At 54.6% G+C, this 17,616-nt stretch carries 14 protein-coding genes and 2 pseudogenes; 8 read left to right on the top strand and 8 right to left on the bottom strand.

The window, feature by feature from the left end; genetic code table 11:
* Nucleotides 1-57 precede the first annotated feature (57 nt).
* Entirely contained in the window at nucleotides 58-1,335 is a 1,278-nt protein-coding gene (locus ABJO75_RS07295; RefSeq protein ID WP_348128879.1) for an MFS transporter, read from the bottom strand.
* A gap of 216 nt (nucleotides 1,336-1,551) precedes the next feature.
* Between ABJO75_RS07295 and ABJO75_RS07290 the strand changes: the two genes are divergently transcribed.
* Nucleotides 1,552-2,361 (top strand): M90 family metallopeptidase, encoded by an 810-nt coding sequence (locus ABJO75_RS07290; RefSeq protein WP_348128876.1) that lies wholly within the window; start codon nucleotides 1,552-1,554, stop codon nucleotides 2,359-2,361.
* A gap of 337 nt (nucleotides 2,362-2,698) precedes the next feature.
* Here ABJO75_RS07290 and ABJO75_RS07285 read toward each other — a convergent pair whose 3' ends face one another.
* Nucleotides 2,699-3,490 (bottom strand): tripartite tricarboxylate transporter permease, encoded by a 792-nt coding sequence (locus ABJO75_RS07285; RefSeq protein ID WP_348128873.1) that lies wholly within the window; start codon nucleotides 3,488-3,490, stop codon nucleotides 2,699-2,701.
* Nucleotides 3,457-4,200 (bottom strand): tripartite tricarboxylate transporter permease, encoded by a 744-nt coding sequence (locus tag ABJO75_RS07280; RefSeq protein ID WP_348128870.1) that lies wholly within the window; start codon nucleotides 4,198-4,200, stop codon nucleotides 3,457-3,459. The genes ABJO75_RS07285 and ABJO75_RS07280 overlap by 34 nt, the downstream gene beginning before the upstream one ends.
* Before the next feature lie 132 nt (nucleotides 4,201-4,332).
* Here ABJO75_RS07280 and ABJO75_RS07275 point away from each other — a divergent pair.
* A pseudogene (locus tag ABJO75_RS07275) lies at nucleotides 4,333-4,995 on the top strand (amidohydrolase family protein); the annotation flags it as partial.
* A 283-nt stretch (nucleotides 4,996-5,278) separates the two neighbouring features.
* Here ABJO75_RS07275 and ABJO75_RS07270 read toward each other — a convergent pair.
* Both ABJO75_RS07270 and ABJO75_RS07265 read right to left on the bottom strand, forming a co-directional pair.
* Entirely contained in the window at nucleotides 5,279-6,256 is a 978-nt protein-coding gene (locus ABJO75_RS07270; RefSeq protein ID WP_348128868.1) for an SDR family oxidoreductase, read from the bottom strand.
* 479 nt (nucleotides 6,257-6,735) lie between these two features.
* On the bottom strand, nucleotides 6,736-7,548 hold the full coding sequence (locus tag ABJO75_RS07265; protein WP_348128865.1) for a glutathione binding-like protein: 813 nt from the start codon (nucleotides 7,546-7,548) through the stop codon (nucleotides 6,736-6,738).
* 372 nt (nucleotides 7,549-7,920) lie between these two features.
* Between ABJO75_RS07265 and ABJO75_RS07260 the strand changes: the two genes are divergently transcribed.
* Entirely contained in the window at nucleotides 7,921-8,688 is a 768-nt protein-coding gene (locus ABJO75_RS07260; protein ID WP_348128862.1) for an MEDS domain-containing protein, read from the top strand.
* Between the two features lie 11 nt (nucleotides 8,689-8,699).
* Here ABJO75_RS07260 and ABJO75_RS07255 read toward each other — a convergent pair whose 3' ends face one another.
* Together ABJO75_RS07255 and ABJO75_RS07250 are read right to left on the bottom strand one after the other, a co-directional pair.
* Complete coding sequence (locus ABJO75_RS07255) at nucleotides 8,700-9,428, bottom strand: SDR family NAD(P)-dependent oxidoreductase (RefSeq protein ID WP_348128859.1); 729 nt, start codon at nucleotides 9,426-9,428, stop codon at nucleotides 8,700-8,702.
* A gap of 64 nt (nucleotides 9,429-9,492) precedes the next feature.
* Nucleotides 9,493-10,473, bottom strand: a complete 981-nt coding sequence (locus ABJO75_RS07250; protein WP_348128857.1) for a CmcJ/NvfI family oxidoreductase — start codon at nucleotides 10,471-10,473, stop codon at nucleotides 9,493-9,495.
* 216 nt (nucleotides 10,474-10,689) lie between these two features.
* Between ABJO75_RS07250 and ABJO75_RS07245 the strand changes: the two are divergent.
* Nucleotides 10,690-11,634 (top strand): annotated as a pseudogene (locus tag ABJO75_RS07245) (carbon-nitrogen hydrolase family protein).
* A 341-nt stretch (nucleotides 11,635-11,975) separates the two neighbouring features.
* Here the strand turns inward: ABJO75_RS07245 and ABJO75_RS07240 are convergent.
* On the bottom strand, nucleotides 11,976-12,824 hold the full coding sequence (locus tag ABJO75_RS07240; protein ID WP_348128854.1) for a DeoR/GlpR family DNA-binding transcription regulator: 849 nt from the start codon (nucleotides 12,822-12,824) through the stop codon (nucleotides 11,976-11,978).
* Between the two features lie 353 nt (nucleotides 12,825-13,177).
* On the opposite strand from ABJO75_RS07240, the gene ABJO75_RS07235 reads away from it, so the two are divergent.
* The 4 genes from ABJO75_RS07235 to ABJO75_RS07220 all read left to right on the top strand — a co-directional run bounded on the left by ABJO75_RS07235 (nucleotide 13,178) and on the right by ABJO75_RS07220 (nucleotide 17,616).
* The gene (locus ABJO75_RS07235) at nucleotides 13,178-13,987 is read left to right on the top strand and encodes an inositol monophosphatase family protein (protein ID WP_348128851.1); all 810 of its coding nucleotides are present in this window, start codon (nucleotides 13,178-13,180) and stop codon (nucleotides 13,985-13,987) included.
* A gap of 86 nt (nucleotides 13,988-14,073) precedes the next feature.
* Complete coding sequence (locus tag ABJO75_RS07230; RefSeq protein WP_348128849.1) at nucleotides 14,074-15,651, top strand: ABC transporter substrate-binding protein; 1,578 nt, start codon at nucleotides 14,074-14,076, stop codon at nucleotides 15,649-15,651.
* Nucleotides 15,652-15,724: 73 nt separating this feature from the next.
* On the top strand, nucleotides 15,725-16,705 hold the full coding sequence (locus tag ABJO75_RS07225; RefSeq protein ID WP_348128846.1) for an ABC transporter permease: 981 nt from the start codon (nucleotides 15,725-15,727) through the stop codon (nucleotides 16,703-16,705).
* Nucleotides 16,705-17,616, top strand: a complete 912-nt coding sequence (locus ABJO75_RS07220) for an ABC transporter permease (protein ID WP_348128843.1) — start codon at nucleotides 16,705-16,707, stop codon at nucleotides 17,614-17,616. Before ABJO75_RS07225 ends, ABJO75_RS07220 begins: the two co-directional genes overlap by 1 nt.

The following is a 17,616-nucleotide window of genomic DNA, read 5'->3' as shown; positions in this document are numbered from 1 at the left end:
TGGCAAAGCAATTAGCCGGGCAATCGTCCGGCCGCAGACGCAAACCCAATCCGCACCCTAGTCAGACGGGGTTGCCGCGGACGCCTGTTGAGGTCTGGCGGTGAGCTTCCGAATGGACGGTGTGCCCCACGTCAATCCCATAACGATAAGGCCGATAATCGCGGCGCCTGCGGAGATATAGAACGGCGCATGTATTGAGATGCTCATCAGTCCCCCACCGGCTAGCGACATGATACCGCCCGCAAGACAGAATATCGAGGTTGTGACACCCATGATCCAGCCTTGATCAGCGCCCCCTACGCTCCCTGAAAACAGGCCCAGCAGAGTCGGATAGGATATGCCGAACAAGAAATAGAACAGAAAAATCGGAATGAATGTCAAAGCCGCAACTGGAATGAGCGCAAAAGCGATAGCGCAAACCATCATGGTGCCAAGGCTGGCACCCACAATCGTGCGTTTTCCAAACCGCTTCTGAACAGGGTTCACAAGGAACGTACTGCTCGTCGCCAGCGCCGCGCCGATCACCAGCATTGCAACACTACCACCGACGACCCCATAGCCGAATGCGCTGGTCAGGTAGTTGTCGACAAATATGTAAAAGGTTACATTCGCAATCATGAACAGGCTGTAGACAGGCAGCAAGACCAACACGACCGGATACTCGGAGACCCGCCAGAAACTTTCAAAGATCTCACGCGGGCGAAAGACGTACGGAACACGTTCAACGCGAATATCGTGAAAAAAGAACAACACCAGCGCCATCGCAATCAGCACCATAACAAATGCAGCGTAAAACGGCAGCGTAAAGCTTGCGACACTTCCGATGATGTCAGGATCGGACAATAGCCCTCCGATGATCGGCCCCCCGACCAAACCAAAGCTGACCCCGGTGACGATGTAGCCCATATTGCGATCTCGGTCGGCATCGTCGGTGCTGCCGTCAATCATCGCAGCCTGCGCAATCGGTTGGTTGCCAGCAGTAAACCCGGTGATGGCGCGTCCGAGAACCAAGAGCCAAAGACTGTTGACCATGATCGCAGCGATGGTGATTGCATATCCTGCCAATGCCCCAGTAAGGCAAATCAGCAGGGCGTTCTTGCGGCCAATCGAGTCCGAGAGCTTTGAGACGTACACGACACCAAAGAACCATGAGAGAAAGAAGATCCCGACAACAAGGCCGAAATTGAAATGACGCATGCCCAGTCCGGTTGCCTCTGGCAGGAAGCCGGATTTGGGGCTCATGATCAATGAATTGATAATCGGAAACACAAGACCCTGACCGATGAGGTCGACGAAAACCACGAACATCAGGGTGATCCGGATCAGCGGCGTCATCTTGTGTCTCCTAAAAAGCGGATGTTCCCCAAGTGGAGAGCCTTCCCGAGGATGGTGCAGCCGCAATACCCTTGATGCGGGACTGTTGCATTAATTTCGATAGATCGCAAAGATGCTAGAGGATAGCTTGCGGTTGCGGGACGATTTCGAACAATCGCTGCTGTTCTTCTGACTATTAGGACTTATCGCTGCGCTTGATCGGTGTATGGTTTGTCCATGTGGATTTTCGTGACCCTCTTGATGCTTGCTGTGGCCGTAATGGGCTACCGCTACTGGTCAAAAAAACAAACACGCTCCAGGCTTCTTTCGACAGCACTTTCCGATCACCAGCGCACCGTCATCGCGACCCAGGTCCCGCTTATTTTGAGGCTTCCAACAGACTTGCGCGGTCTGCTTGAAGGCAAAGTGAGCCTGTTTTTGGATCAGGTAGAATTCATCGGGTGCGACGGGTTGGAGGTCACCGAAGAAATAGAGCTGTCTATTTCGGCGCAGGCTTGCCTGCTCATTGTAAACAGCGACTTGTGGTACGAGGCTCTTACAACAATCCTGATCTATCCCAACGCCTTCAAATCGCGACAACGCGAATACTCCGGCTATGTCGTGACAGAAAAGGAAATCGTACGCACAGGCGAAAGTTGGGCGCGCGGACCTGTTGTGCTATCCTGGGCACACAGCCTACAAGGTGCGATGAACGACAGAGACGGACACAATGTCGTTCTTCATGAATTCGCCCATCAGATCGATGACCTGTCCGGCCACACCAATGGCGTTCCCATAATGAGCGACGGACAGAGCTTTGCCGAATGGGAGCAAGTGTTCCTGACCGCCTATAACGCCCACGTTCGTTCCGTTGAAAACGGGTTGAAAACCGTGATCGACGCATATGGCGCGGAAGGGCACGAAGAGTTTTTTGCGGTTGCCGTGGAGGTGTTTTTCGAGCGACCACTGGCCCTTAAAAACGAATTGCCAAATGTTTATGATCAGCTGGCAAGACTGTTCCGCCTAGACCCGGTTACATGGCAGTAGTTGATCTTGCGGGGGGTCAGAAATACCGGCGTGTGGACGGTGTAGCGGAAACTGCTCGTTCCAATGCTCGAGAGCGCAGGACTAACGCAATCTTCGGATCTGATTTGGGCCCAACGAGATCAAGGTGGCCGGCAGCCAGTGCTACATATGTCTTTGTGCCGGCAAAAACAGGCTCAACTAGAGAGGGGCCGTCCTTGATACCCTCTGGTGCAGATCAGCATGCGAATGCTGCGTACCCTCCTAGGTCGGCAGTGAGCTCCTCGTCTCAGAATGCTATGGCCATCATCAATGACGGTAATTTGGATTTGCCTGCAGAGAGAGAAACCTCAGATTGCGGTCATTCTACGTCGATGGCAGCAGCTCTTTTCCGTCGAACGGCTTTGATCAAGAGCCAAGCGATAATCAGCGCCGCGGCAACGGCCAAAGTCGCTGATATTGGGCGGGTCAGCAATTCAGTGGCGTCGCCCCGGCTGATCAACAATGCGCGACGCACGCTTTGTTCCGCCATTGGGCCAAGGATCATACCTAGAATAACCGGGGCCAATGGGACGTTCACCTTCTCAAGAAAGTATCCCGCGGCCCCGGCCAGCAACATCACCCACAGGTCGATAGGGCGGCCGTTGATCACGTAGACGCCAACGCACATCAGGATCAGAATGGACGGCACCAGCAGCACCCCGGGAAGCCTTTGGAACCGAGCGAATACACGGGTTGCGACGGCCCCACCGAGCAGCAGGATCAAAAGCGATGTAATCAGCATCTCCATCATGAACCCGCCGACGAGGACGGGGTTCTGGTGGAACAATTGCGGTCCCGGCTGCAGCCCGTGGATCGTCAGCGCGCTGAGAACAAGGGCTGCGACCACATTTCCAGGGATCCCCAGAGCGAGCGCGGAAATCATGGAGGCGGCGTTATCCGCGTTGTTACCGCTCTCTGCGGCGGCAACGCCCTGAATGTTGCCCTTGCCAAAGCTGTCGGGGTCTTTGGAGGCGTTCTTGGCCGCATTGTAGCTGAGAAAGGCAGCGATGTTACCGCCCGCGCCGGGCAGGATACCAACGCCGATGCCAATGCCGGAAGACCGAATCCAAGTCGGGATCAGCGAGCGGGTTTCACCGGGCTTGAACGGCACGTGGTCAGTTTCAACTGGGCCGCTGACAGACCTTTGAGGTCGCACTTCTCCGCCAATTGTAGGACGGGTGGCAAAGCATAGAGCCCAACCAGCACGACAATAAGATCAAGCCCCCCCAGCAACCATGTTTGCCTGAACGTATAGCGCGCCAGGCCAGACAGGCTATCAATGCCGATCGTGCCGATGAGCAAACCCAGAACCGCGGCCATGATACCTTTGATCGGGTCCGATCCAACCATCACACCGACCGACGCCATCCCGAAAATGGCAATCCAGAAGTATTCAGCCGGGCCAAAGTAAAGTGTAACCCGTGCAAGAAGCGGGCCGACTGTCATCAGCGCGATTGCACTTGCAATGCCGACCACCGCCGAAGACCAGCAGGCGATTTTGAGCGCTTTCGCGGCCTCGCCCTTGTCGGCCATGGGAAAGCCATCGAACGTGGTGGCATTCGACGCGGGCGTGCCGGGGATGCGCAGCAGGATCGCGGGAATCGCGCCACCATACATTGAGCCATTATAAATACCCGCGACCATTGCAAGCGCCACGAGCGGGTCCATCGAGTAAGTCAAAGGCAGCAACAAGGCGATTGCCATAACCGGGTTGAGGCCGGGAAGCGCGCCAATGAACACGCCGAGCAAAGTAGCCCCGATCATCGCTAACAACGGCCAGAAGGTCAGAACATTGCCGAGGGCCTGTGTGTAGAACTCCATGTCTTAACCTCCAAACCCGAACAAGGGTGACAAGGCTTCTCGGGGAAGAGGTTTTTCCAGAAGAATCGAGAAGACGAGAAAGACGACAAGCATGCCACCCTCGCAAGATGACTTTCACATCACGAGCAATACGATATTAAAGGCGGTGTTATTGTTCAGGTCAGTTTCCTGGGAATCGATAACTCTGAGTTATGCGCAGCCCTTGCCAGACTGGACCGGACGCGTTTTGCAGGCGTTGCCGTGGTTCCTCTGGATGTCAGCGACGACGCACTTGCTGATCTAGTATGTGCGGGGGCACGGGGCGTTCGATGGAACCTCGTACGCGGCAAAGTCGTCCCGGATCTGAGATCGAAAGCCGTTCGGGCCTTCTTTCGCAAACTGGAGCGATACGGCCTTCACCTTGAAATCCATCTAGAGGGCCCACGAATTGCCCACGTCCTTGCGCCGCTGACAGACCAGGGTGTGCGGATCGTTGTCGATCACTTTGGGCTGCCTTCTGATCCAAATCCCGATCGCGACCCGATGATCCTAGCGACCAACAAACTGACAGATGCCTCTTCGCTCTATTTCAAGTTTTCCGCCCCTTACCGCTCGCCATTTGATGTGACCGCCCACGCGCATGCGCTTCTATCAAAACTGGAGGATCATCATGTCGTCTGGGGCAGCGACTGGCCGCATACACAGCATGAAGATGAGGTCGATTTTGCGGCTACCCGATCCACTTGCAACACTTGGGGGCTTAGGTCGGATACTACTGCGGCACGTGACCTCTATGGGATAGACCTTGATCGCTAGACTATCTGATATGGACAATATTGGTAGTGATTTCAGTTCACAGCGGGCAAAGTAGTCACTGGTTTAAGCACATCGAAAGGCCGTTTGAAATCGAGCTGCCTCCGCACAGGTGAACGGCTGGTCTGGCGGGCGCTATTGCACGGTGGGGCTGGACGATTGCTTTGGACAGTGAGTGATAGCGCATGAGCGCAAACACTGTCAGATGCTGCATCACAGCGACAAAAGAGGATGGCCAACCGCGACTCTGAGCTTTGGTGACAATATCGGCTCTGATGTCATCTGCTTATCCCGGCATTTGGGTTAGTTGCCCGCTTTCAATAAGTTGCTTGAAAGCCCGATGGGTATCCTGGATTCCGTCTTGCAAGCTTATCGATGGGTACTCGAGTGTATGCGCCCTCAAAGGCGCGTCATCAAGATCGGACGGGAAGGGAAACGGGTTGCCCGAGGCGCTGACCTGCGCTCCGGTCTCCAGCTCGCGCAAAATGGCCATACCATTTTCGATGGTGTCGCAGGTGCCGTTCAGGTCAAACACCGGCGCGCCAGTGCCCTCCTGACTAACGGAGGCGATAAAAGCGGCCGCAGCCTCACCCGCATAAAGCCAGCTATAATTGCCAGTATATGGGATATCGAATGGAAGACCCATCGCAGCCGCCTGAATCGCCTGCGTGTTAAGCGAACTCATACCTTGATCGCGGGCGATACCATAGACGACGTTGGGGCGAATGCCGACCGACGGGACCTGCCAGTCGGCCCAGTAAACATAGGCACTGTGTTCGTTGACGAGTTTATACGCGCCGTAAAGTGTTTCCTTATACGGCCCGCCGGGCGGCATGCCGACGGCAGCAACCGACGAGGCGTATGCTGTGCGCTTGATACCGGCCTCGCGAGCACATTGCAGGACATTGATGGTGCCCTCAACGTTGACTCTCGCGCCTAGGGCCGGGTTCGCGGCACAAAAAGGCACTTGCAGACCCGCGAGGTGGATGATCGCCTGATTGTTGTGTCCTTGGACGATGTCGCCAAGGCGGACAGCGTCTGTGACGTCACAAGTCTCCCAGATCAGATCTGCCGCCGCATCCCGCCCCATAATCAGCGCAGGTCGGGTACGGTCGTCCTGCAAATCGGCGGCGACGCAGGAAATGCCTGAGCGACTGAGGATGGCAAGCGCCCACGCCCCGATACATCCACCGGCACCGGTCACCAGCACGGGTCCGTCAAAGCGGTCGGCGGGAATGAGAAACTTGTCGGTTAGAAAATCCATATGGGCGCTCCGGCGTCAGGCCTGGGTCAGAAGGTCACGAGTTTTGTAATGCATCAAGAGCATGTTGCAATGGCGTGGGGCATGCCACCTCTCCCTCGACGGTTCGCACTTCGATGGTTGCGCCTGTTTGTTCATGGTCGAAATGGCCGGGAGATTTCGTCGGGCTGGTGACCAGGACGGGTGAACTGGAAGTTGTGGCGCAGGGCCGTAGCATTGATTTCGACCAACACTTCGCCATTCCGCGGATCCTCTAGGTTCACTCCATTATTCATTATTCCTAGAGCTGCCCGCCTCCAAAGCGACGGGTTTCTTCACTTTACATTCCTGTCCTGAAAGGGCTGCTGTGTGGTTGCGGTAAGACCTGGCAACCATTGGTCTTCGCCTATGTTGTGTACTATCAGGTATGGTGGCCGCACCGTAGGTCGGGGCGGCCACTTTGTGTTAATCACCTTGTTGAACTCAGCTCAGTGTCGAAAGCTTCATAGCGCGGCCTCAACCTCGGCGATGTAGTCGCGCTTTTCACCGGTGTGGACGAGGCCAGTGTTGTGGCCGCCGTGGGCTTCTGTGCCCTTCAAAACTGCCGTCTTGCGCGTAAAGGTGACCTTCATTTCACCACCCATGACCTTTCTGATGGTTTCGTACTGCCACTCGCTGACTTGCTTGCTGGCAGGACGCGCTGACATTCTCTCGAACCATGCTCGGGTCTTGGGGTGCTTTGCCCACACGGTATCGGGAATGATACCGCCAGCCTCATGTGAAACGAACTCATGGAACGCAGCAAGATCGCCATAGGTGATTTCGTTGCCGCAGAGGAATTCGTTGTCTTCGATCCAATAATTCTCAAGCATGTCCATCGACTCGTAGAGCAGATGTTTACCTTTGCGAACTTCGGCTGAAAAATCCTTGTCGGTGCCGTAGATCATTGGGCCGAAGATCGTCCAATGAAATGCACCGCCACCAAGCCGGAGCGTATAAGCATACCACTGCACAAACATGTTCACTCGTGTGCGCTGTTCCAGGGTGCTGCCAAACCAATGGCTGGCGCAGTCGAATTTCTCGTTTAAATATCGGCCAATCGCCACGTTTTCCCAAACTCGGACACCGTTGTCGCACAGAATTGGGACCTGCCCTGTCGGGTTGTATTCATCTCGAAAATCCTGCCGTTCGTTGATGTCTGTGGTGATATCGATGATTTCCTCTTCGTGCGGGATATTGTTCTCGATCATGAACTGAAGAGCGGTGCGGCAAGGTTGCGAAGCGGGATGGTGCAACAGACGTACTTTTTTCGACATTTTTGGGTTCCTCCCGTTGGCGGGCCGAACTCGGATTCTGAAACCATTTCAGCAATACTCGGCGACCCAATCAGCCCGGCGAAGCTTGGGCTCCTCCCCTTGCATCCGGACATTCATCGTTACCAAACGCTAACGCCGCGAAGAATAATGTGTCAAGAAAATATATCAAAATACAGGAATGACTATGTTAGCATAACTATAGGTTGCGGCGCTTGTGAGGGGATTGGGTCGGTTGTATAACGGATTGAACAGTCTTGAATCGGTGTTCAAAACCTCAATCAATATCAAGTGATTGTGGGGAAGAGTCCGGCCAGTTACCCACAGAACTTTCTGTGTGCTCGTGGCAAACTTTGAATTGATGAGGGTGAAACAATGACTTCACGGATCGACACGAATTCCGAACTTCTAAATATCAAGGAAGCCGCTTCGATTCTCAAAGTCAGCGAGGCGTCATTGCGGCGTTGGACGAATTCGGGACGGCTCGCTTGCATGCGCCTTGGGGCCAAGAAAGAGCGTCGTTTTCGGCGCGAGGACTTGATGTCGTTCTTGGAAAATCGTGAGTCGGATGAAGTCGTTGCGCCCACGGCCAATCGCCCGAGCGAGGTTGTGCTGGAAGGCGTTGCGATCGAATACGGCAGCCACATCTGCACACTTTACGAGAGCGATCTCGGACGGCTCAAATGGTCGATTCCTTTCCTGGTGGACGGACTGAGAAACGGTGACGGCTGTTTTCTGATCGCGTCAGAACCGGTTCGTGAGGAAATTCTTGGCCATGTCGGCGAGGCTTGGAGCGGCCTAAGCGATGCGATCGAGAGCGGGCAACTGATTCAGAGCAATGGAATCCCTGATGGAGAAGCCATGTGCCGGTTTGTCGAGCAGGGCATTTTTGCGGCACGGCAGGCGGGACTTCGGTCTTTTCGACTTTTGGGCGATATGACCTGGTGCCTCGACCTTGGTATGACCCATGACGAGCTGTTCGATTACGAACGACGTTTTGATCACGAAATTGGGCACCGCTATCCACTGGTTGCCGTTTGCCAGTATGATACGCGCGACTTTTCCGGCACTGCCGTGCTGAACGCACTGAAATGCCACGAAGACACTTTCCGCTATCCGCTATCCCGATTTCTGGCGTCCTGAGCGCGCAGCTTTCAGAACGTCCACGTCTCGGAGTAAGGCCGCAGTTCGATTTCGTTGCTCCATGCCGAGCGCGGCTGCAGATGCGTATGCCAATAGGACTGTGCGACATCAGACGGTTGCGCCAGTTTCTCAGGGTCATAGTTGTCGCCGTACCTTTCATGCATCACCGGAACATCAAGATCGCAGTCCAGACGCACATGGACAATGTGTACACCATCCTTTGAATAGGCACGGGTAAGTCCCTGTGTCAGCGCGCGCAGACCAAATTTGCCAATTGCATAAATCGGTAACTTCCCGGACCCCCGAAAGGCCGCAGTGGAGCTTGAGAAAAAGATACTTCCCTGATTGCGTTTGCGCATGGGGGGCAACACCGCTTTGGCCGCTGCAAATGCCCCGACAACCTCCAGTCTGAAAGCGTCCTCAAGGGCGTCGTAAGTCATGTCGAGCGGGTCAATGACGGTGAAAGCATCGCGCACGTTATAAATCAGAACATCTATATCGCCGAAGTCTTCCGCAACTTGCGCAAGAGCCTGCTCAATTGAAACGGGGTTGGTGGCATCTGCGCTGTAATACTGGACCTTTGCCGTGGGGCGCCCCTCCAATGCAGCCGCCACAGCGTCCGCGCTTCCGGATTCTGAACGGGATACCAGCGCGATATCCATTCCCTCACTGGAAAATTTGCGCGCCAAGGCTGAGCCGAGCCCCTCACCGGCACCGATGATTGCACAGACAGATGACATGTTTTTCCTCCCTAAATCTTCGTATTGGTCACATTCAAAGCCAGCGCCACAGCTTGCTGAGGTTTCAATAGAGAACGACACATCGGGTTTCGATGCTCCAGCGATCGGGGGCATCGTCAGGCACGGACGGATCGACAAAGGCGCTGTGGAAGCTGAACGTCGACGCGCCGTCGGGCCGTGCACTATCCGGTCTTTTCCCATCTGAACGGGACAATTCACCGTCGGAATCCCATTGCTTGATCAGCAATGCCTCGTCTCTGGTCATTTCCGGATAGAAGAACCACCGATGGTTTTCGGAGTGCTTTGCATAATAGTTTTCACCGATCCGATCAGCATAGTGGATTTCAAAGACCACCAAGTCGTCAGGGCTCACACGGGCAGCATCGCAAAGTGCGAGCGGGTGGGTGAGGACCGGCTCCGAGGCGATGTTCCGCCATAAATTTACGATCGCGAACCGTCCCTTTGTGATCGCCTGCTCCACTTCTGTCGGATCAAGCAAGGTTTCGCCCTCATCGAGTTTTGATCGAAACGTATCATTGCGTGTCGGAGGCTTTGCCAGATCGCGCAACCGTTGCGGGGCGCTCGTCATTGTATAGTCACCGTGAACCATGTGCAGTGGCGGTTGCACCTGCTGTCCGCCCTCGATCTGGCGCTTGCTCCGGTTGCCCACGACGGAGCGCACGTTGTGGTCAAATGCCGCAACCAATCGCGCGCCGCAAGCCTGACGAATGACGTCTTCAACCTGGGGGTAATAACTCAGGACAACGGAATCGTTCTTGAGGAAATCAACGTCTTGATCGGCCAGCGGGCGTCCAAGCAGTTCGAAGCCGTTTGCATCCAGAGTATGACGCTGCGTACCGGAATAGGTTCGGGCGTTCTGGACTTCTATTTGTCTTGTGTCCGCTGTGACGCCCACCCATTCGTCGTCAGAACCGCTTCCGTCCCGTTGTGTGTAAACCTTTCCGTTGCGGCGCAGTGACGTTTGTGTTCCGCGATCAAGATAGGTGAACCTCCCTATCCGACAAACTGGCGCATCCAGTCCCATTTTGTTTCCTCCCGTTAACTGCGGAGGGCAAAAGAGATGCTCGCCGCAACCGGCCTTTTTCGACCGCCGCCTTCGCCAAATTGATCAACTTTTTCTGAGTTTGGTTACGTGACATGTTCGCAGGCTAATAGGTTGCCAAGATATCTGTCAATCAAAGTATAGCAAAATTAATCATAGGATAATTAAGAGTTCCAGTTTAACCTGCGACACTGGTACGTGCATTTACTCACCGATCTTAAAAGGGAACGGCATTTGAAACTTGCTACCGTTCAGGCTGCACCTGTACTGCTGGATCGCTCCGCTACGACCGACAAGGCGATTACCCTACTGCGCGATGCAGCAGCGATGGGGGCCGAAATGGTCGTGTTCCCCGAGGTTTTTCTATCAGGTTATCCCGTCTGGTTGCGCGCTCCTGCCGTTTCTCACAATGACGAGTTGCTGAAGATCGGCCATGTTGCCTATTTGGAATCTGCGGTTTCGACCCAGGGACCAGAACTTGCCGCGATCACAAAAGAGGCGAGCGGTCTGGGCGTTTTCGTCTACATCGGGATTGTCGAGCGCGCAGGTTCCGGGGGGACGGTCTATGCTTCGCTGGTGGCAATCCATCCTGACGACGGCATTGTCAGCGTGCATCGCAAGTTGAAGCCGACGTTCCACGAACGTCTCGCTTGGGCGGATGGCGATGGGCACGGGTTGAAGGTTCACGATTGGAAGGGGCTGAGGGTCGGTGGCCTGAATTGCTACGAAAACTGGTAGCCGCTGGCACGTCAGGCGCTCTATGACCAAGGCGAGCAGTTGCACATCGCGGCATGGCCGGGAGATCTGGATGTCACCCAGGACATCACCCGGTTTATTGCGCTTGAAGGCCGCATTTTTTGCACGTCCGTTTCAGGACTTTTGCGTACACAGGATATTCCTGACAGTTTTCTGCTTCGAAAATATGTTGTCGAGGGCCGCAATGTCATCAACGACGGCGGCTCGATGATCGCAGATCCTTACGGCACGATCATTGCTGGGCCGGTGCTGGGGCAGGAAGCCATCCTATATGCCGACATTTCGGTCGAGAATGTGTTGGGCGCGCACATGAAACTTGATCCCGCCGGTCACTACAGCCGGCGCGACGTTCTGAGTTTGCAGCATAACAAGACAAGGCTGGGCTGATGGTTGCTTATATGCGCCTTTGCATTAGCAACCAGCGCGCTGGACCCTCGGCATTTTTGAGGACCAAAGGTTAATCGTGAACTCCCCTGCCCCAACTAGAAACCCCATTGTTTAAGAGAAAAAATTTCTTGCCACCTAGTGACTAGACGTCACCGGCTTCTACTCTTTAGGCCCATTGATTTGATTGCCGTCGAAGCATCTGGCAGTTTCAAGCCCTGACCTTCAGGAAGCGCTATGAGGGAAAGTTCGCGTCAAGATGCGGAGAACCCGGCAAACTGAAGAGTTACTATGGTGATTCATTGGATATCAGCGGACCTGGCAATCAACTTTATGGTGCCCTCTTACGAGATCGCCCAATGAACCGTACCACGGGGCAGTGTAAAGTCTTGTCCGCCCTGCAGTGTATCAGTCACAAGATGATCAACCTCATCCAACCGGCAGATACTGACACGGCTTTCGGCGCCGATCTTATCTGAGTTGCACAGCATCATACAGGTCTGCGCGCGGCGCATCATGGCGCGAGCTACCTCAGCTTCGTGCAATTCATAATCGGTTGCCCCGCGGTCTTGATGCAACCCTGTGGGCGAGATCACCGCGAAATCCGCCAAGAAGCGATCAATTTCGGACAGAGTCATTTCACCATATGTGGCGGGTACATCGCTATGTGGGCGACCACCTAACAGGAGCACATCGCAATTGTGGCCCAGATTCACTATCTGGGAAATTTCCAGCGAGTTCGTGATCACACGTATGTTTCCTCGCGCAGCCAACGAACGGGCAAAGGTCGATGTGGTTGTACCGGCGTCGATGAAACAGGTGGAATTGTGTGGGATGAGATCGCAAGCCAGTTGACCAATGGCCTGTTTTTGATCGTGAAACTGTTCCTGACGTTGTGCAAAGGTCGCTTCAGGTTCGATGATGGCGTTAATTGGCTTGGCGCCGCCATGAACGCACAGCAATACGCCCTTTTGCTCCATTTCCTTGAGGTCACGGCGCACCGTTTCCCGCGAAACACCCAAGGTGGCCGAAAGTGCCTTGGTAGAGACCTTTTGATTGCTTTCAAGAAGGTCCATTATTCTTTGCTGTCGTTCGTGCGACCACATAGATCTTTCTCGCCTCAATAATTTCGTAAATTCACACATTTCCACATATACCCACAATGCTTCTGGAAATGCAAAGAGTGCAAGCATTTCGTACCGGATTCGTCAGCGAGAATGGTAAGTCTGGCGGTATTTAGATGAAGTTTTTGGGTGAGTACTTTGTTCATAGATCGATAGACACTGGACAAAGTGCTGTAAAAGCGTGCGATTCGAACCTTAAGGACAACGAGGTTTGCAGCCACAGGTTTGGGCTACGAGCTCGGCAGAAAGGAGCAACATTGCCCTGCTGTTTGTGCTTCATCCGCAAGGTTGAGCCGATATCGAGCACAAGTTATGTGCGAATGCTTGGCAATTTGTGGTTATTTTCGATAATTTTGCCAAAAATGTTGACACAAAGCCTCATCTTGGCGCCAGATGGGGGTGCGACAACAGGAAGAGACATAATGGTAGCCAAGACGGCAGAGAGCTTTCTCGAAGAAATTCAGTTCATGGCTGAGGCCGCCGATGTTGCGCGTTCGATCGCCATGGAGTATTTTCGCAGCCCTCTTCGTGTAGAGGCCAAGGCAGACAACTCTCCCGTTACCGTCGCGGATCGTTCAATTGAGCGCTCGTTACGCAACAGCATCACCGACCGGTTTCCAGAGCACGGAATATTTGGCGAAGAAGAGGCGCCAGTCAACCTGAGCAGTCGTCACCTTTGGGTCGTGGACCCGATCGACGGCACCAAATCCTTTGTGACAGGTCACCCATTGTTCGGTGGCTTGATGGCTCTGCTTCAAGAAGGCAGGCCCTGTCTGGGTCAAATAGACATGCCTGCCCTCAACGAGCGCTGGCAGGGGTGTGTCGGGGTCGCATCAACGTTTAACGGTTCTGTCTGCGAGACCAGTGCCTGCACCCGATTGTCCGAAGCCTTTGTGTATACGACCGACCCTTTTGTGTTCTCCGGAGATATGCAGGGTGTTTTTGAAACCATTGCAGCCGAGGCCCACCTCGTTCGCTTTGGCGGAGACTGCTACAGCTACGGACTGCTCGCCTCTGGCCATTGTGATTTGGTCATTGAAACGGGTTTGCAGCCCTATGACTACCTGCCTCTGGTCCAGATCATTGAGGGCGCAGGCGGAACAATCACCGATTGGGCCGGCCAGCCACTACATCTGAGCTCAGAGGGACACGTCGTGGCAGCAGCCACGCCTGAACTTCATGCCGAGGCGCTCGCGCGCCTTGGTGGTCTTGTGGGGCAGTCCATCACTTGAACCTTATTGCATCAAGGCCGCGCAAGATGGCCGTCACAAAAAACCAAGCAAAATAAACGTTAACCTACCAACAAGGAAAGCCACAAATGATTAATCGTCGTCGTCTACTGACCTATTCTGCCGCTGCTGGCGTGCTTGCCGCCGCGCCCCGGCTGAACCCCGATTTTCTTTTTTCTCCTGCGATGGCGCAAACGACCAAGCCTATTGTTTTCCTGTCCGCAGAAAACATCACAGGCAATTGGGATTGCACCGCGCACACCACGCTGTCGCAAAGCACAATCCAGGGCTTTGTAATGGGATATCTGGCGCGTGCGCCTATGACGCCGGAGAATCCCGGCGAACTCGTCATGGAATTGGCCACCGAAATCAACGAACTTTCGGCGACCCAGCTAGAGATCAAGCTGCGCGATGACATCACCTTTCATGATGGCAAACCCTTCACTTCCGAAGACGTGAAAGCGACGTTTGAATATGGTTCCCAACCAGACCGTCCGGCACAGAATTATCCGGGCGCGACAGATACGTTCGAAGTCACCACGCCGGATGATTATACGGTAATCGTTGACACGTCGAAGGGCGGATACGGTGCATCGCTGTTCATTTTCCTTGCGGCCTACCTGCCGATCATGTCGGCGAAAGATATCGCAGAAGGTCCCGGTGGTATCCTGACACAGCGGTTGAATGGCACCGGTCCGTTCAAATTCGTGGAACAACGGGGCAACGATACCGTCATGGAAGCCTACGAAGGCTACTTCAGAGGCGCTCCGACTGTAACTGGCGTTACCTTTTCCTTCGTCGGCGATGCAACAACACGGATGCTGTCATTGATGGGTGGTCAGGCCGATATCATTGAACGGCTAGAGCCCGAGCAGGTGGAAACCCTGCAGGGAGAGGATGGTATCAAGCTGAACACCAGCGTTTCGGTCGAAAACAAATACCTCTGGTTCCGCTGCTCGAAACCTCCGTTCGACAATCCTCTGGTACGGAAAGCTGCCTGTCACGCCATTGACCGTGAGTTGATCATGGAAGTGATGGGTGTTGCGGGTCATGCTTCGAGCAATTTCGTCTCGCCGATCAAATTCGGCTATATTGATCTTGAAAACTACCCTGAATACAATCCAGAGGAATGTCAGCGCCTGCTGGCCGAGGCGGGCTATCCGAATGGCGAGGGCCTGCCGGAACTGGAATACATCACATCCAGCGGCTTTTACCCCAAAACCAAAGAATATGGTGAGGTCATCACCGCGTTGATGCAGGAACAGGGTTTCCCGGTGACTCTGAGCGTGATGGAAGTCGCGGCCTGGAATGAACGGCTTTATGATCGTCCAGGTGGTGGTCCAGGTCACATGGTCGATTGCGGTTGGTCCACGGGCTCACCCGAACCCGATCTGGTGCTGCGTACACATTTCCATTCATCGTCCAAACGGATCTGCGGGATCGACGATCCTGAAATTGACGCGGCACTCGATGCCGAGCGCAACGCAACCTCACTGGAAGCAAGGCAGGAAAGCCTGCAAACCAACCTGATGCCGATGCTGGCAGACAAGGTTCCAGCGTTGTCATTGTTCACATCCGTCATGATCCACGGCATGCGATCAAATCTGGACGGATTGTTCATCTACCCTGATGGCCTGACGGATGCGTCCAAAGCAACGATGGGTTGATCCTGACTAACGGAGCGCGGCTTGCGCCGCGTTCCCGCCTCTCATACGTCCAATCCACCCGCTCGGGGACCGCATGTTCATACTGAAATTTTTGCTACGCCGTCTGTTCCAAGGCGCGATCATTGTGTTCATCGTTTCGGCAGTGATCTTTACGCTGCTGCGCGTTGTTCCCGGGGACCCTGTCCGCCTGATGGCTGGAGGTATGGCACCTGAGGCATTGATCGAACAGATCGCCGAAGAAATGGGTCTGCGCGATCCGATACCTGTTCAATTCACCCGCTATATGGGTGGGGTTGTTCAAGGAGACTTCGGACAGTCCTTTGTGCGCCCGAAGAATGGCGCGTCGGTCGGCGGAACCAGCTTTGATGACACCACCCGTGGTGAGCGGGCGCAGGTGCTCGACCTCATCGCGGAAACCGCGCCGATGACTATTCAGCTGGCGCTGCTGTCCATGGTGTTCGCGCTGATAATCGCGATACCAATCGGCGTCGCGGGCGGGCTTGCGCCAGGCCGCTGGCCGGATCGGGTTGCCCTCTATCTGTCATCGATCTTTGTCAGTCTACCGAACTTCTGGCTCGGCATTGTGTTGGCATTACTGTTATCGGTGAAGCTGCAACTGCTTCCGGCTATCGGGTACCAGGGCTTTGCCTACACGTTGCTTCCCGCCTTCGTGCTGGCTATTGAAATGGCACCCTTCATCATTCGTACGCTGACTGTGTCAGTGGCCGGTGTGATGTCTGAGAATTTCATCGACATAGCGCGTATTCGCGGCCTGTCGCGCAACCGAATTGTCTTTCACCACGGCATGAAAAACGCGGCCGTTCCGCTCCTGAACCTCTTGGGCGTTCAGTTCTCGGTCCTTCTTGGAGGGGTTTTGGTGGTCGAGTTCATCTTCGACTATCCAGGCCTCGGCCTTCTGACGATCAACGCGGTCATGCAGCGCGACTTTCCACTGATACAGGGCATCGCGATCATAACTGCAGCAGCGTTCGTCGTTATCAACATCGTGGTTGATCTTGCAGCCACCACCATTGACCCAAGGTTGGATTACTGATGGCCGATATAGATGTTCGCGCGCTCGATGCGCCCGTTGACGTGACACACACCGTTGCATCGCGAATTTGGCGCATGGCGTTCGCCTCTATCGAGTTTCGCATCGGGCTGACCGTCTTTGTATTGTTGTTTCTCGCTGCGGCCTTCTATCCCGAGGTGAGCGGGATTGATCCGACAAAAATGAACATTCGGTCCAAGCTGATGCCGCCGGTGTTCATGGGAGAAGGCTGGTCTTGGTCACATCCACTTGGCACAGACCAGTTGGGTCGCGACATGTTGGCCCGTACACTTGTCGGGCTTCGTTACTCGCTGCTTATTGGCGTCACGACCACAGTGCTCATGTTGGTCGTAGGTACCATGGTGGGGATGTTTGCAGGTTACTATGGCAAGCGGGTGGATATGGTCTTGATGCGGATCACCGACGCCCAGCTGGCGATCCCGATGATCATTCTGGCCATTACGATACTAGGTGTATCGCGGCCAACTATTCCTGCAATTATTCTGGTGCTGGGTCTGGCCGGTTGGCCCGTCTATGCTCGCGTGATGCGGTCCACCGTTATGAGCGAGCGAAAGAAGGAATACGTTCGCGGCGCGATGGTGCTCGGCGCCTCTGACATGCGGATCATGTTCACCCTACTGCTGCCGATCGTGTTGCCCCCGATGGCATTTGTGGCGGTGCTTGATATTGCGCGGATGATGATATTCGAAAGTGTGCTGGGCTTTCTTGGCCTTGGTGTACAGCCGCCAACACCGACCTTTGGGAACATCATTTCTGACGGACGCAAATACATCATGAACGCCTGGTGGATTGCGACGATGCCAGGGGTTTTCCTGTTCCTCACGCTGACCAGCATCAACCTGATGGGTGCCGCATTGGAGCGGTCCCGAAACGTAATCTACGGAGGCTCGTGA

Source organism: Sedimentitalea sp. (assembly GCF_039973035.1).
In the GTDB taxonomy this organism is placed as follows: Bacteria; Pseudomonadota; Alphaproteobacteria; order Rhodobacterales; family Rhodobacteraceae; genus Sedimentitalea.
This window is presented reverse-complemented; position numbering and strand designations above follow the sequence as displayed.

Excerpts from the sequence above, each read along its gene's own strand:
- ABJO75_RS07295 (WP_348128879.1), bottom strand. The coding sequence starts at position 1,335 with ATGACGCCGCTGATCCGGATCACCCTGATGTTCGTGGTTTTCGTCGAC.
- ABJO75_RS07290 (WP_348128876.1), top strand. The coding sequence starts at position 1,552 with ATGTGGATTTTCGTGACCCTCTTGATGCTTGCTGTGGCCGTAATGGGC.
- ABJO75_RS07280 (WP_348128870.1), bottom strand. The coding sequence starts at position 4,200 with ATGGAGTTCTACACACAGGCCCTCGGCAATGTTCTGACCTTCTGGCCG.
- ABJO75_RS07270 (WP_348128868.1), bottom strand. The coding sequence starts at position 6,256 with ATGGATTTTCTAACCGACAAGTTTCTCATTCCCGCCGACCGCTTTGAC.
- ABJO75_RS07265 (WP_348128865.1), bottom strand. The coding sequence starts at position 7,548 with ATGTCGAAAAAAGTACGTCTGTTGCACCATCCCGCTTCGCAACCTTGC.
- ABJO75_RS07260 (WP_348128862.1), top strand. The coding sequence starts at position 7,921 with ATGACTTCACGGATCGACACGAATTCCGAACTTCTAAATATCAAGGAA.
- ABJO75_RS07255 (WP_348128859.1), bottom strand. The coding sequence starts at position 9,428 with ATGTCATCTGTCTGTGCAATCATCGGTGCCGGTGAGGGGCTCGGCTCA.
- ABJO75_RS07250 (WP_348128857.1), bottom strand. The coding sequence starts at position 10,473 with ATGGGACTGGATGCGCCAGTTTGTCGGATAGGGAGGTTCACCTATCTT.
- ABJO75_RS07240 (WP_348128854.1), bottom strand. The coding sequence starts at position 12,824 with ATGCTTGCACTCTTTGCATTTCCAGAAGCATTGTGGGTATATGTGGAA.
- ABJO75_RS07235 (WP_348128851.1), top strand. The coding sequence starts at position 13,178 with ATGGTAGCCAAGACGGCAGAGAGCTTTCTCGAAGAAATTCAGTTCATG.
- ABJO75_RS07230 (WP_348128849.1), top strand. The coding sequence starts at position 14,074 with ATGATTAATCGTCGTCGTCTACTGACCTATTCTGCCGCTGCTGGCGTG.
- ABJO75_RS07225 (WP_348128846.1), top strand. The coding sequence starts at position 15,725 with ATGTTCATACTGAAATTTTTGCTACGCCGTCTGTTCCAAGGCGCGATC.
- ABJO75_RS07220 (WP_348128843.1), top strand. The coding sequence starts at position 16,705 with ATGGCCGATATAGATGTTCGCGCGCTCGATGCGCCCGTTGACGTGACA.